Consider the following 12,379-nt stretch of genomic DNA (forward strand, 5'->3'; position numbering starts at 1 on the left):
TCTTCTTGGACTTGGTCTCCGGCCGCGAACAGATCCGGGCTCTGCTCACCGAGGACGAGTGGGCGGCAGCCCGGCGCAACACCATCAACGCGCACCACGGCCGCCTGCCCGGCCGACGACAGCGGAGCGTCACGAGCGGCTCGCTCCCCGTCGCCCCGGCCGGCGGCCGGAGAGCGGTCGGCGGCCGGACAGCGGTCGGCGAGGCCGGCGAGGAGCCTGCGGTAGGCCTCCAGGCGCTCTCCCCTGGGCTCGGCGCGGCCCGCCTCCCACGCCTCGATGCTGGGCACGCGTACACCGAGGGCCTGGGCCACGGCGGCCCGGGTCAGCCCGGCCGCCTCACGCAGCCGCGTCCGCTCCGCCGGGACGGGCAGCACAGTGCCGCCGTCGACGGCGGCGAGCAGCGAGTCGACCGCCGCGAACAGCTCATCGGGCTGGTCCGTCATTTCCCCATCCGTCCTTCTCCCTGGCGCCCTGCCGGATGCTATCTCAGCACTCACGCCACAACATTCCGCAGTTTTCCCAGCTTCCGGCAACGATCACGGAGAGTAAGGAAACCAACCACCCGTTCGATTCGTATAAGGGGGTGGAAGCCGATACAGGGAGAGACCATGCAACCGTTCACGCTCAACTACGCGCGCCCAGCTGTGCAGTTGGACGTCACCACTCCGTACTCGTACGACTCCGGACTGCAGTTGAACGTCTTCCCCGACGGGCGGATCGCCGCCACCGACCACGCGACGCTCAGAGCGCTGGGGACCACGACCTCCACCGCCGGCTCCAAGACGCACTTCGACGACTGATCCGGGCCGCGAGATGACCGTGCTCATCCTGACCAACCAGGAGGACGTGACCGCCGACATGGTGGTCCTCCGGCTCAACGAGTCGGGCGTCCCCGTAGTCCGGTTCGATCCCGCCGACCTGACCCGTGGCGTCGCCCTGTCGGGCGAGTACGTGCACGGCGGCTGCCGCGGACACCTGTCCGTCGGCGGACGGCTGGTCGGCATGAGCGGCCTGCGCTCCGTCTGGGTGCGCAGGCCGGGAGCAGCCGCCGCCCACGCCGCCCAGCCGTCCGACTGGCTGACGGAGGAGTCCTCCCAGGCGCTGTACGGCATGCTGCGCTCGACGGACGCCCGCTGGATGAACCATCCCGACGCCGCCCGCCGGGCCCGTCACAAGCCGTGGCAGCTGCGGACCGCCCAGCGCAGCGGGCTCGCCGTGCCGGCCACGCTGATCACCACGTTCCCGCAGGCGGCCCGGGAGTTCGCCGCACGCTTCCCGGACCTGGTGGTCAAGCCGGTCTCCGGGGCGCACCCGCAGGAACCACCGCGCGCGGTGCCCACCAGCCGGGTCGCCCCGGACACCGACTTCTCCGCCGTCGCCTTCGGCCCCACACTGCTGCAACGCCGGGTCGCCAAGCGGGCGGACATCCGTCTCACCGCCGTCGGGGAACGGCTGCTGGCCGCCCGTAAGCCGGTGGCCCCGGACGCGGGCCCCGACGACGTGGACGTCCGCTTCGCGCCCTCGGCCGGCCCCTGGGCCCCCGTCGACGTGCCCCCGCGGGTCGCGGAGGCCGTGCACAGATATCTGAAGGACGCCGAACTGGCCTACGGAGCTTTCGACTTCGCCGAGGACGCCGACGGGATCTGGTGGTTCCTGGAGTGCAACCAGTCGGGGCAGTTCGGTTTCGTGGAGATGGACACCGGCCAGCCGATCGCCCGCAGCATCGCCGACTGGCTGACGTACGGGGCCGCCGGACCGTGCGCACCGGCGAACGGGACGAGGAGGTCCGCCCGCTGAACGCCCCCGGCAGGCCGCGACGCCTCAGGATGTTCCGGCACCCGGCAGCTGCGGCATCCGCTCCCACGCCGGGGCCGGTGCCGCGGCCGGCGGAAGGCCGAGGCCGGACACATGGCCCTGCGACCGCAGCGGCAGCATGACGACCTCCAGCTCCCTGCGCAGGCGCTCGGCCTCTTGGCGGACCCCTGCGGGTATGTCGCCGCGTTCCGCGACAAGCCGGTCGTAAATGGGAGAATCCTGGAACACCCGTCAACATGCCTTTCCGACAACGGCCCATGGACATGGGCACGGTTGACGAGTGTAAGGATCCGGGCGATTCCACGTACGGGTTCCCCCGTCACACGGCCAGGGACAGTCCGCTGTCCCCTTCCTGGTCCGTTCCGTGCCGCTGCCCCTTCGCCGGCAGCAGGGCGTCCGCGCGGGCGATGGCCTCGCCGATGTCCATCGTCGCCATCATCACGCACAACGTGTAACTCACGTCCTCGAGTTCCCGTGTCACCGCCGGTGTGTTCTGCTCGGCCTGAGCGATCCGCAGCGATGCGTAGCGGGTCAGCAGCTTCCTGACGACCTTCGGGTCCGGGACCAGCACGTAGGTGCCCCTCTCTAGAGTTTTGTGCACCGTATGCCCGTAAGGCCGCGGATCATGCCCGTCTCACGCGCCACGCCGAGGAGATGACGCGATCGTGTCGCCCGGCCGTCTTCGGCTGACCGCCGGACCGGCGGGAGGGATCGTCACCGTTCCTTCACCCCCGGCGCGCGCATCCCCGACCCGATGGTGAGCACCCGAAGTGCGTTGTCCGACCAAGGGGATGCCGTGGTCGTCGCCGTACTGCTGCTGCCGCTGCTGGCCGCTCTGCTGGTGGTCATGGACCGGGTGGAGGAGCACCTGCTCGGCTCCGCCCCGGACGGGCCGCGGCATGCCGGCGGACGGAGGCATCTGCGCCTGGTCCGGGGCGGCCGGCGAGACGGAGCCGCCGACCACGCGCGGACGGCGACCGAGGACGGACGGGCCGCGGCGCAGCGGCCGGCCGCCTGACGCACCGCGTTCCCCGGCGGGCACCCCGCCCTCTCCCCGCCGGACCCGGAGTGTGCGAGGCTGGCGCGATGCGCATCGGACTGCTCGGCACCGGCCCCTGGGCCCGCATGGTGCACGCCCCGGCCCTCAGCGGACACCAGGAGGTGGAGCTCGTGGGCGTGTGGGGGCGGCGCGCGGAAGCCGCCGCCGAACTGGCGGAACGGCACGGCATCCGCGCCTACGACGATGCCGACGCCCTGTTCGCCGAGGCGGACGCCGTCGCGATCGCCCTGCCACCGGACGTCCAGGCCCCGCTCGCCGAGCGCGCGGCCCGCGCCGGCTGCCATCTGCTGCTGGACAAGCCACTGGCCGCGACGGTGCCGCGGGGCCGCGCCGTGGTCGACGCGGTACGGGAGGCCGGGGTCGCCTCGGTGGTCTTCCTCACCACCCGGTTCCAGCCCGAGACCGAGGCGTGGATCGCCGAACAGGCGGACCGGGCGGGCTGGTTCACCGCCCGGGCGGACTGGCTCGGCGCGGTGTTCACGACGGACAGCCCGTTCGCGGGCTCACCGTGGCGCCGGGAGAAGGGCGGTCTGTGGGACGTCGGCCCGCACGCCCTGTCCGTGCTGCTGCCCGTCCTCGGCGACGTACGGCGCGTGACGGCCGCGGCGTACGGCCCCGGGGACACCACCCACCTGGTCCTGGAGCACGCCGGGGGCGCCTCCAGCACACTGACGCTGAGCCTCACCGCCCCGCCCGGGGCGGCCGGAGTCACCGTCGAACTGCGGGGGACGACCGGGGTGACCGCGCTTCCGGAGAGTTCCGAAGGGGCCCTGGCCGCCTACGGCCGGGCCGTGGACGCACTGACCGGCGCCGCCCGCAGGGGTCGACCCCACGCGTGCGACGCCGGTTTCGGTCTGCGTCTGACCGAGATCCTCGCCGCGGCCCACGCCCTCCTGCCCGACCGGGACCGCTGAGTTCCCATACTGGTCGCGGCGGGTCGTCAGGGCCCGCGTCCTGAGCCCTGACCCACCGTGAGTCACGCGTGCCGGTGCGAGTGCCGGTTGCCGGTGATGAGCCGGTACAGCACCAGCAGGATCAGCGAGCCGACGATCGCGGCGATCCACGTCGACAGGTCGAAGAAGCCGTCCACGGAGTCGACTCCGAAGATCACCTTGCCCAGCCAGCCGCCCAGCAGACCACCGGCGATGCCGATCAGCATGGTGATGATGATGCCACCGGGGTCCTTGCCCGGCAGCAGGAGCTTGGCGATGGCACCGGCGAGCAGCCCTATCAGGATCCAGGCGATGATGCCCACTTGTCCTCCACAATTCGTTGGGAAACCGTGCACCTTACGGATGTGCCGAGACGGGGTCGGCAAACCTGCGGATTCGTGGGAACGTGAAACGGAACGGCATCCGCCGCTTTCCCGGGCCCGAACGGGCGGCCGGGCGTAGCGTGGGCATGTGGGCAGGGTGGGCGCCCGGCCGTCGAGCCGGTACGCGGAGCGCCCCGGCTGGCTGCGGGGAGCGCCCCCGCCGCGCTGGGTGCGGGTGCTGCCCGTGGTGCTGCTCGCGGTCGTGACGGCGGCCACGGTGGCCAGTCCGCACCCGCTGGACATCGGCTTCCTGCTGGGGGCCATCCCCCCGCTGGCCGTGCTGTCGTACGGGCCGCTGGCGACCGCCGTGCTGGGCGGTCTCGCCATCGGGCTGCTGAACGTCCCGGCCGCGAACCTGGACCGGCCGGGCGACACCGACCTGCTCACCATCTGCTTCGTCTCCCTGCTCAGTGTGTTCGTCTCGTACGTGCGCAGCCACCGCGACGCCCAGCTGGTCACCGAGCGGACGGTCGCCGAGGCCGTGCAGCGGGCCGTGGTCCCCCCGCTGCCGGAGCGCGTGGGGCCGGTGGGGTGCGTGGGCCTGTACCGGGCGGCGCAGCAGGGCACGCTGGTCGGCGGGGACTTCATCGACGTACGGACGAGCCCGCACGGGGTGCGGGCGGTGATGGCCGACGTGCAGGGGCACGGGCTGGTGCCGGTCCCCTCCGTGGTGTCGCTGCTCGGGGCGTTCCGCGAGGCGGTGCTGGACGAGCCCGACCTGGAGTCCGTCGCCGCGCGGCTGGACCGCAGGCTCAGGGTGGATTCGGCGGCCGTCCGGCACGCCGAGCTGTTCGCCACCGCGGTCCTGCTGGAGTTCTCCTGCGACGCCCGGTCGGTGCGCCTGGTGGCCTGCGGTCATCCGGCGCCGCTGCTGCTGCACGCGGGGCGGGCCCGCGAGGTGGAGGTCGTGCCGGGGGCTCCGCTCGGGCTGGGGCTGACCGATCTGGATCCGCCCAAGGAGGCCACGGTGGAACTGCGGCCCGGTGACCGCCTGTTCCTGGCCTCGGACGGTGTCTGGGAGGCCAGGGACTCCGCCGGCACCTTCTATCCGCTGGCCGACCGGCTCGGCGCGCTCGCCGAAGGGGAGCCGGCCGGGCTGCCCGACCGGGTGTGGGCGGATCTCGTACAGCACTGCGGAGTCGTCCTGGACGACGCGACGATGCTGCTGCTGACACCGGAGCCGGTGCCGCCGGAGGACGCCGCTCCCTCCTCCTGAGTCACCCGGGTCACGGCGGTCGCTGCGCGGCGGTCACGGAAACGCCACGCTGCGCCACCCCTTCCGTCCCACAGAAATACCTACCAGCGTGCACGTGCCGACGTGGGGTGCGGTCACCCCGTAGCGCAGACACCAGCCGGAGCAGCCATGAACACGATGTGGACGCAGGGCGTGGAGTGGCTCGCCGCCGCCGCGCCGGACCTCCGGGCCTGCAAGCGGCAGTGGGACCACGGCGACGGCGTCGTGCTGCTCGAGGCCGGACGTTTCTGGGACCTGCTGAGCGTCCCCGAGCGGCTGGGTCTGCTCACCCTGGATCTGCTCTGGCAGCCCGTGCTGCCCGTGCCCGGCCCCGTCCTCGTGGACACCGCGGCCCACCGGGTCGGCTTTTTCCTGCCACCCGATCCGCCCGGGCGGTGGATCGGTTCCGGAGTGCGGTACGCGGGCAGGGGCGCCTGGGTGGCCGTGCCCCCGCCGTACCGGGCCGCCCGGTTTCTGGAGTGGCTGCTCCCGCCCGACGGCACCGGCGCGCTGCACTCCCCCGCCACCCTGGAACCGGCGCTGCGCCGGGCCAACGGCACCCTGGCCGTCCTGGCTGCGCCGCACGACGGCTGACCCGCCGGCGGCGAGCCACCGGGGCACGGGCCGTACGGGTGAGCGCACGCGGGGCCCTGCGGGACGCGTCAGCAGATCCGGGGCAGTTGCTCCCCGAGCGGCATGTCGACCACCCGGGTGCCGCCCAGCCCCGTGCGGGCCACCACCATGGCGGGGTGGTCGGCCACCGCCTCGCCGATGATCGCGGCCTGAGCGCCCAGCGGATGGGCCCGCATCGCGGCCAGGACGGCATCGGCGTGCTCGCGCGGCACGAAGGCCACCAGTTTGCCCTCGTTGGCGACGTAGAAGGGGTCGAGGCCGAGGACCGCGCAGGCGTTGGCCACCGCGGGCGGGACCGGGACCTCGCGTTCGGTGAGGACGATCCCCGTGCCGGAGGCGGCCGCGATCTCGTTGAGACAGGCCGCCAGACCGCCGCGGGTGGGGTCGCGCAGCGCGTGCAGGTCCGGGGTGACGGCGAGCATGGCCGCGACCAGAGAGCCCAGCGGCGCGCAGTCGCTGACGATCTCCACCCCGAACTCCAGCCCCTCGCGCACGCTCATGACGGCCACGCCGTGCAAGCCGAGGGGGCCGCTGACGATCACCACGTCACCGGGCACGACCCGCTGCGGGCGCAGGTCTACTCCGGCGGGTACGAGACCGATCCCGGCGGTGTTGACGTAGATCCCGTCGCCGTGACCGGCCTGGACGACCTTGGTGTCGCCCGTGGCCACCTCGACGCCCGCCGCCCGCGCGGCCGTGCCGAGCGCCTCGGCCACCCGCGCGACGGTCTCCAGCTCCACGCCCTCCTCCAGGATGAACCCGCAGGAGAGGTAGGCGGCCCGGGCCCCGCTCATGGCGAGGTCGTTGACGGTGCCGTTGACGGCGAGGTCGCCGATGCTGCCGCCGGGGAAGAACAGCGGCCGTACCACGAAGGAGTCGGTGGAGAAGGCCAGCCGGGCCCCGCCCAGGGACACGGTGGCGGCGTCGCCCAGCTGGGCCAGGGTGTCCCCGCCGAAGGCGGGCGCGAAGACGTGCTGGACGAGTTCGGCGGACAGGGTGCCGCCCCCGCCGTGGCCCATGACGATCCGGGGCTGGTCGCGCAGCGGGGCCGGGCAGGTCCAGCCGGTCAGGTCCAGGGTGTCGGTGGTGTCAGCCAACGGGGCTCGCCTCCCGGGCGGCGGGGGTGGTCCGAAGACGCCGGTAGAGGTAGTAGGCGGCGCAGGCGCCCTCGCTGGAGACCATGGTGGCCCCGAGCGGGGAGCGCGGGGTACAGCGGGTGCCGAACGCCTCGCACTCGTAGGGCTTGATGAGGCCCTGCAGGACCTCGCCGCTGCGGCACTCGGCGGGCTCGCGGGTCTGGATGTCCTCGACGGAGAAGCGGAACTCGGCGTCGTACTCGCGGTATCTGGCGGACAGCCGCCAGCCGCTGTCGGGGATCACGCCGATGCCCCGCCAGGCCCGGTCGGTGACCTCGAAGACGTCCTGGAGCATGGCGCGGGCGGCCGGGTTGCCCCCGGCCCGGACGGCCCGGGCGTAGGCGTTGTCGACGCGGTGTTCGCCGCGTTCCAGCTGGGCCACGGTGCGGCGGACACCCTCGAGGATGTCGAGGGGTTCGAAGCCGGTCACCACGATCGGGACACGGTGCCGCTCGGCCAGCTCCGGGTACTCGTCGACGCCCATGACGGTGCACACGTGCCCGGCGGCCAGGAAGCCCTGCACCCGGCAGTCCGGGGAGCGCATGATCGCCTCGATGGCGGGCGGGACGCGGACGTGCGAGACCAGCAGGCTGAAGTTGCGGATGCCCAGCCTGCGTGCCTGGTGGACGGTCATCGCGTTCGGGGGCGCGGTCGTCTCGAAGCCGATGCCGAAGAACACCACCTGGCGGTCCGGGTGCTCCTCGGCGATCCGCAGGGCGTCCAGCGGCGAGTACACCACCCGGACGTCCCCGCCCTGACCGCGTACCTGGAACAGGTCGCGCCCGGTGCCGGGCACCCGCAGCATGTCACCGAAGGAGCAGAAGATCACCTCGGGGCGGGAGGCGATCTCCAAGGCCTTGTCGATGACCTCCAGCGGGGTCACGCACACCGGGCAGCCCGGGCCGTGGATCAGCTCGACCTGTTCGGGGAGGAGCTGGTCGATGCCGTGGCGGATGATGGAGTGGGTCTGCCCGCCGCAGACCTCCATGAGCGCCCAGGGCCGGGTCACCGTGGCGTGGATCTCGTCCAGCAGCCGGCGCGCCAGCTCGGGGTCCTGGAACTCGTCGATGTACTTCACTTCTGGGCCTCCTCGCCCGCGGCCGCTTTCCAGGGGTCTGCGAACTCCTCCTCGAGCATGCCGAGTTCGGCGAAGAGTTCGAGCGTCTGCCGGGCCGACTCCTCGTCGAGGCGCTGCAGCGCGAATCCGACGTGCACGATGGCGTACTCACCGACCTGGAGGTCGGGCAGGTACTCGAGGCACACGTCCTTCACGACGCCGCCGAAGTCGACGGCGGCCATCCGGGTGCCGTCGCGTTCCTGGATGTCCAGCACTCTGCCGGGTACGGCAAGGCACATGGGCTTCTCCTCGCTGTGGGGTCAGCTGTGGGGTCGGTCGCAGGCTTCGGGGACGGCGCGGGCGGCCACCACGAGCTGGCCGAGGGCCAGGCCGCCGTCGCCCGGCGGGACCAGGTGGTGGCGCAGCACCGTGAAGCCGTCCCCGTCCAGGGCCGCGGCGCAGGCCGAGGAGAGCACGGAGTTGAGGAACACGCCCCCGGTGAGGGCGATCGTGTCCACTCCGTGCCGCTCCCGCGCGCGTACGCAGAGCCGGTGGACCAGGCCGGCCGCGCCCCGGTGGAACCGGGCCGCGATCACCGCCGCCGGCACGCCCGCCGCCAGGTCGTCCACGATCGCCGCGAGGACGGGTGCCGGATCGGCCCGCAGCGGGCCCTCGTCGGGCTGCTCCGGCAGACCGAAGGCGTAGGCTCCGCCGTCCCCGCGGGAGGCCCCGAGCGCGGCTGCCTCCAGCTCTACGGCCGCCTGTGCTTCGTATCCCGCCCGGTGGCACACCCCGGCGAGGGACGACACCGCGTCGAAGAGCCGTCCCATGCTGGAGGTGGGCACGCAGTGGAGGTTCCGCTCCAGCTGCCGCGCGAGCACGGCCATCTCGTCGCGCGGGCAGGTGGCCACGCAAGGCAGGCCGGCGGACCAGTCGAGTCCGGCCGCGCGCAGATGGGCGAGGGCCATGCGGTAGGGCCGGTGCACCGCGGCGTCGCCGCCGGGCAGGGGCACGTAGGCGAGGTGGGCGAACCGGGTGTAGCCGGCGTAGTCGGCGAGCAGGAACTCCCCGCCCCACACCGCCCCGTCGTCGCCGTAGCCCGTGCCGTCGAAGGCGACGCCGAGCACCGGACGGCTGCCGTCCAGACCGTTCTCGGCCATCGCGGCGGCGATGTGCGCGTGGTGGTGCTGGACCCGGACCACGGTGCGGCCCGCCGCGTTCCGCTCGGCCCACCCGGCGGAGCGGTAGCCGGGGTGCCGGTCGGCCGCCAGCAGCTCGGGCCGGACCGGGGTGATGGACTCCAGCTGGGTCACGGCCCGGGCGAAGGCGCGTTGGGTGGCGAGGTCGTCCATGTCGCCGATGTGCGCAGACAGCCAGGCGCGGCGGCCCTCACCCAGGCAGAAGGCGTTCTTGAGGTCGCCGCCGACGGCGAGCGCCGGGCGGACGGGGACCGGCAGGTCCAGCGGCACGGGCGCGTAGCCGCGGGCCCGGCGTACCAGGAGGGGTCTGCCGTCGCACACGCGGACCACGGAGTCGTCGCACGGCACGTGGATCGGCCGGTCGTGGGTGAGCCAGGCGTCCGCCAGGTGCGCCAGCCGCACGAGCGCCTCCGCGTCGTCGGTGACGATCGGTTCACCGGAGACGTTGCCGCTGGTCATGACCAGCAGGCGGGGCCCTTCGGCGTCCCTGGGCAGACCGAGCAGGAGGTGGTGGACGGGGGTGTACGGCAGCATGACACCGAGGTCGGGGCTGCCGGGGGCGACGGCCGGGGCCGGGCGGAGGTGTGCGGCGTCCCCGCCGGGGTCGTGGCGGCGCAGCAGCACGATGGGCCGGGCGGGGCCGCTGAGCAGGGCGTGTTCCTCGGGGCCGAGCCGGACGAGGTGCTCGACGTCGGCGGCGCCCCTGGCCATGAGGGCGAACGGCTTGGCCCCGCGGGCCTTGCGGCGGCGGAGCAGCGCGACCGCGTCGGGGTCGGTGGCGTCGCACGCCAGGTGGTAGCCGCCGAGCCCCTTCACGGCGACGATCGCGCCGGCGGCCAGCAGGGTCCGGGCGGCGGCGGCCGGGTCCGCCGCGCCGGTGTCCCGCGGTGTCGCGCCGGGCTCCGCCGCGGCGAGCAGGCGCAGGCGTGGGCCGCAGGCCGGACAGGCGACCGGCTGGGCGTGGAAGCGGCGGTCGGCGGGGTCGGCGTACTCGCGGGAGCAGTCGGGGCACATCGGGAACCCGGCCATCGTGGTGGCCGCCCGGTCGTAGGGCAGGCCGGTGACGATCGTGAACCGCGGTCCGCAGTGGGTGCAGTTCACGAACGGGTGGCGATGGCGCCGGTCGGCGGGATCCGCCAGCTCCCGCAGGCAGGCGGCGCAGGTCGCGGTGTCCGGCGGAACCAGGGTGCGGGCCGGGCCGTCGGCCCGGGAGGCCAGGATGGTGAACACGGCGGAACCGGTGGCGGGCACCTCCTGCTGGTCGACCGCGTCGACGCGGGCCAGGGGCGGCGCGTCCCGCGCGATGCGGGCGCAGAACCGGGCCACCGCCTCCGGCGCGCCCTCGACCTCCGCGACGACGCCCTCCGGCGTGTTGGTCACGTGTCCGGTCAGCTCGAGGGAGGTGGCGAGAGAGTGCACGTACGGCCGGAAGCCGACGCCCTGCACCACGCCCCGCACGGTGATCCGGCGGCGCAGCGCGGTGCGCAGGCCGGTCCCGGCCGGCGGGGGCAGGATGCTCACGAGCCGGACGGGACGACGGCGGTGACGCTGGCGGGGGTGGTGTGCTCGTGCCGGGGACGGCCCATGACGGGGCTGTGCAGCAGCGCGCCGTCCGCCGCCGCCAGCGCCCGGTCCAGCAGGGCGCCGCCCCCCTCGGCGCGGCGCACCGAGGTGAGCAGCACCTCCACCCCGGGATTGACCCGCTCGACGTTGGCGCGGAACTGCGCCTCGTCGAAACCGACGGCCTCGGCGATGTCGGTCTTGGTGACGACCACCAGGTGGGCGAGACCGAACGCGGTGGGGTACTTCAGGGGCTTGTCCTCGCCCTCCGTCACCGAGGCGAGGACGACCCGCAGCGTCTCCCCGAGGTCGTAGGAGGCCGGGCAGACGAGATTGCCGACGTTCTCCACGAACAGCAGCCGGGTGGGGTCGGGAAGCCAGCCCTGGAGGTGCCGGGCGAGCATCGCGGCCTCCAGATGGCACAGACCGTCGGTGAGGATCTGCTTGACCGGGACACCCGAACGGGCCAGGCGGGCCGCGTCGTTCTCGGTGGCGAGGTCGGCGGTCAGCGCCGCTACCGGCACGGACCGCTGCCGGGCCAGGGTGAGTTCGTGCTCGAGCAGCGCGGTCTTGCCGCTGCCCGGGCTGGAGAGCAGATTGACGACGGTGGTGCCCAGCGCCGCGAGTTCCTCGCGCAGGGTGCGCGCGGCCTCGTCGTTGCGGGCGAGCACGGCCTGTTGCAGGTCGACCACACGGCACATGGTTCAGCGCTCCTCGAGGATCGGTTCGCGGGTGGCCTCGGGCAGCGGCCCGGTCTCCCAGCGCACGTCGGCGATGCGCAGCTCACGGCCGGACAGCAGCTCGGTGGACCCGCCGTCGCATCGCGGGCAGTTCAGCAGGGGTGGCATCCCGACGGCCCATTCGTGCGCGCACGGCCCGCAGCGGGCCCGGCCCGGCAGCGTGTCGACGACGAGTCCGGCGCCCTCCAGGACGGTCCCGGCGCAGGCCAGTTCGAAGGAGAAGGCCAGGGCGTCGGGGACGACACCGGCGAGTTCGCCCACCTCGAGCCGCACCGATCGCACCGCGGTGACGTCACCGGCCCGTTCGGCCGCCTCGGCCACCTCTGCGATCACCGCGAGCGCGATGGACATCTCGTGCATCTGCCTCCGTCCCCGGCGGGCCGTCTCCTGCGCGGGCCGTCCTGCGCGGGCCGCGGAGTCCCATTAGAGGCAGGGCACCGACAGGCCCCGGACCGGCGCGCCGTCACCGTCCCCGGCCGTCCGCCTTTTGCCGCAACGGCATTCCGACGCGGTACCGGCGGGCGCCCGACGGCGGTGCGGCCTCGTGCTCTTCGCGGGGGTACTGGGCGGCGGCCGGCGGGAGGCGCGGGAGGTCAGTCCGCGGGCCGCAGCAGTTCCCGGCCGGCAGCC

The 12,379-nt window shown here is 73.8% G+C and carries 16 protein-coding genes; 6 read left to right on the top strand and 10 right to left on the bottom strand.

Annotation, left to right across the window (positions count from 1 at the left end; translation table 11 throughout):
- Positions 1-443, bottom strand: a 443-nt coding sequence (locus tag ABZX30_RS36465; protein WP_355942261.1) for a helix-turn-helix transcriptional regulator, incomplete at its 3' end; no start/stop codon positions are given.
- A 165-nt stretch (positions 444-608) separates the two neighbouring features.
- Here ABZX30_RS36465 and tgmA point away from each other — a divergent pair.
- Both tgmA and tgmB read left to right on the top strand, forming a co-directional pair.
- Positions 609-800: a putative ATP-grasp-modified RiPP gene (gene tgmA, locus ABZX30_RS36470; protein ID WP_355942264.1), complete on the top strand. Its 192-nt coding sequence runs from the start codon at positions 609-611 to the stop codon at positions 798-800.
- Positions 801-813: 13 nt separating this feature from the next.
- Positions 814-1,797, top strand: a complete 984-nt coding sequence (tgmB, locus tag ABZX30_RS36475) for an ATP-grasp ribosomal peptide maturase (protein WP_355942267.1) — start codon at positions 814-816, stop codon at positions 1,795-1,797.
- Positions 1,798-1,821: 24 nt separating this feature from the next.
- On the opposite strand, the gene ABZX30_RS36480 is transcribed toward tgmB, so the two are convergent.
- Positions 1,822-2,043 carry a hypothetical protein gene (locus ABZX30_RS36480; RefSeq protein WP_355942270.1) on the bottom strand — a complete coding sequence of 74 codons (222 nt, stop codon included), beginning with the start codon at positions 2,041-2,043 and terminating at the stop codon, positions 1,822-1,824.
- A 91-nt stretch (positions 2,044-2,134) separates the two neighbouring features.
- On the bottom strand, positions 2,135-2,386 hold the full coding sequence (locus tag ABZX30_RS36485) for a DUF5133 domain-containing protein (RefSeq protein ID WP_355942298.1): 252 nt from the start codon (positions 2,384-2,386) through the stop codon (positions 2,135-2,137).
- Positions 2,387-2,611: 225 nt separating this feature from the next.
- Between ABZX30_RS36485 and ABZX30_RS36490 the strand changes: the two genes are divergently transcribed.
- Positions 2,612-2,833: a hypothetical protein gene (locus ABZX30_RS36490; RefSeq protein WP_355942273.1), complete on the top strand. Its 222-nt coding sequence runs from the start codon at positions 2,612-2,614 to the stop codon at positions 2,831-2,833.
- A gap of 68 nt (positions 2,834-2,901) precedes the next feature.
- Complete coding sequence (locus ABZX30_RS36495; RefSeq protein WP_355942275.1) at positions 2,902-3,789, top strand: Gfo/Idh/MocA family oxidoreductase; 888 nt, start codon at positions 2,902-2,904, stop codon at positions 3,787-3,789.
- Positions 3,790-3,851: 62 nt separating this feature from the next.
- Here the strand turns inward: ABZX30_RS36495 and ABZX30_RS36500 are convergent, their stop codons facing one another.
- Positions 3,852-4,130 (bottom strand): GlsB/YeaQ/YmgE family stress response membrane protein, encoded by a 279-nt coding sequence (locus ABZX30_RS36500; RefSeq protein WP_355942277.1) that lies wholly within the window; start codon positions 4,128-4,130, stop codon positions 3,852-3,854.
- A 148-nt stretch (positions 4,131-4,278) separates the two neighbouring features.
- On the opposite strand from ABZX30_RS36500, the gene ABZX30_RS36505 reads away from it, so the two are divergent.
- A complete protein-coding gene (locus tag ABZX30_RS36505) occupies positions 4,279-5,406 on the top strand; it encodes a PP2C family protein-serine/threonine phosphatase (protein WP_355942280.1) in 1,128 nt (375 codons plus the stop codon).
- Between the two features lie 156 nt (positions 5,407-5,562).
- Positions 5,563-6,018, top strand: coding sequence for a hypothetical protein (locus ABZX30_RS36510; protein ID WP_355942300.1), 456 nt, complete (start codon positions 5,563-5,565; stop codon positions 6,016-6,018).
- Positions 6,019-6,086: 68 nt separating this feature from the next.
- Here the strand turns inward: ABZX30_RS36510 and hypE are convergent, their stop codons facing one another.
- Genes hypE through ABZX30_RS36540 form a run of 6 tightly spaced genes read right to left on the bottom strand, consistent with a single transcriptional unit; the run spans position 6,087 to position 12,109 of the window.
- Positions 6,087-7,154 carry a hydrogenase expression/formation protein HypE gene (hypE, locus tag ABZX30_RS36515; RefSeq protein WP_355942282.1) on the bottom strand — a complete coding sequence of 356 codons (1,068 nt, stop codon included), beginning with the start codon at positions 7,152-7,154 and terminating at the stop codon, positions 6,087-6,089.
- Positions 7,147-8,271 carry a hydrogenase formation protein HypD gene (gene hypD, locus ABZX30_RS36520; RefSeq protein WP_355942285.1) on the bottom strand — a complete coding sequence of 375 codons (1,125 nt, stop codon included), beginning with the start codon at positions 8,269-8,271 and terminating at the stop codon, positions 7,147-7,149. The genes hypE and hypD overlap by 8 nt, the downstream gene beginning before the upstream one ends.
- Complete coding sequence (locus tag ABZX30_RS36525; RefSeq protein ID WP_355942287.1) at positions 8,268-8,549, bottom strand: HypC/HybG/HupF family hydrogenase formation chaperone; 282 nt, start codon at positions 8,547-8,549, stop codon at positions 8,268-8,270. The genes hypD and ABZX30_RS36525 overlap by 4 nt, the downstream gene beginning before the upstream one ends.
- 21 nt (positions 8,550-8,570) lie before the next feature.
- Positions 8,571-10,970 carry a carbamoyltransferase HypF gene (gene hypF / locus ABZX30_RS36530; RefSeq protein WP_355942290.1) on the bottom strand — a complete coding sequence of 800 codons (2,400 nt, stop codon included), beginning with the start codon at positions 10,968-10,970 and terminating at the stop codon, positions 8,571-8,573.
- Positions 10,967-11,710 carry a hydrogenase nickel incorporation protein HypB gene (gene hypB / locus ABZX30_RS36535; protein WP_355942293.1) on the bottom strand — a complete coding sequence of 248 codons (744 nt, stop codon included), beginning with the start codon at positions 11,708-11,710 and terminating at the stop codon, positions 10,967-10,969. Before hypB ends, hypF begins: the two co-directional genes overlap by 4 nt.
- Positions 11,711-11,713: 3 nt before the next feature.
- Positions 11,714-12,109, bottom strand: a complete 396-nt coding sequence (locus ABZX30_RS36540) for a hydrogenase maturation nickel metallochaperone HypA (RefSeq protein WP_355942296.1) — start codon at positions 12,107-12,109, stop codon at positions 11,714-11,716.
- Positions 12,110-12,379: the final 270 nt, after the last annotated feature.

The sequence above is a fragment of the Streptomyces sp. NPDC004542 genome (genome assembly GCF_040610035.1).
Classification (GTDB): Bacteria; Actinomycetota; Actinomycetes; order Streptomycetales; family Streptomycetaceae; genus Streptomyces.

Coding starts and splice junctions, on each gene's coding strand:
- tgmA (WP_355942264.1), top strand. CDS start 609: ATGCAACCGTTCACGCTCAACTACGCGCGCCCAGCTGTGCAGTTGGAC.
- tgmB (WP_355942267.1), top strand. CDS start 814: ATGACCGTGCTCATCCTGACCAACCAGGAGGACGTGACCGCCGACATG.
- ABZX30_RS36495 (WP_355942275.1), top strand. CDS start 2,902: ATGCGCATCGGACTGCTCGGCACCGGCCCCTGGGCCCGCATGGTGCAC.
- ABZX30_RS36510 (WP_355942300.1), top strand. CDS start 5,563: ATGTGGACGCAGGGCGTGGAGTGGCTCGCCGCCGCCGCGCCGGACCTC.
- ABZX30_RS36525 (WP_355942287.1), bottom strand. CDS start 8,549: ATGTGCCTTGCCGTACCCGGCAGAGTGCTGGACATCCAGGAACGCGAC.
- hypB (WP_355942293.1), bottom strand. CDS start 11,710: ATGTGCCGTGTGGTCGACCTGCAACAGGCCGTGCTCGCCCGCAACGAC.
- ABZX30_RS36540 (WP_355942296.1), bottom strand. CDS start 12,109: ATGCACGAGATGTCCATCGCGCTCGCGGTGATCGCAGAGGTGGCCGAG.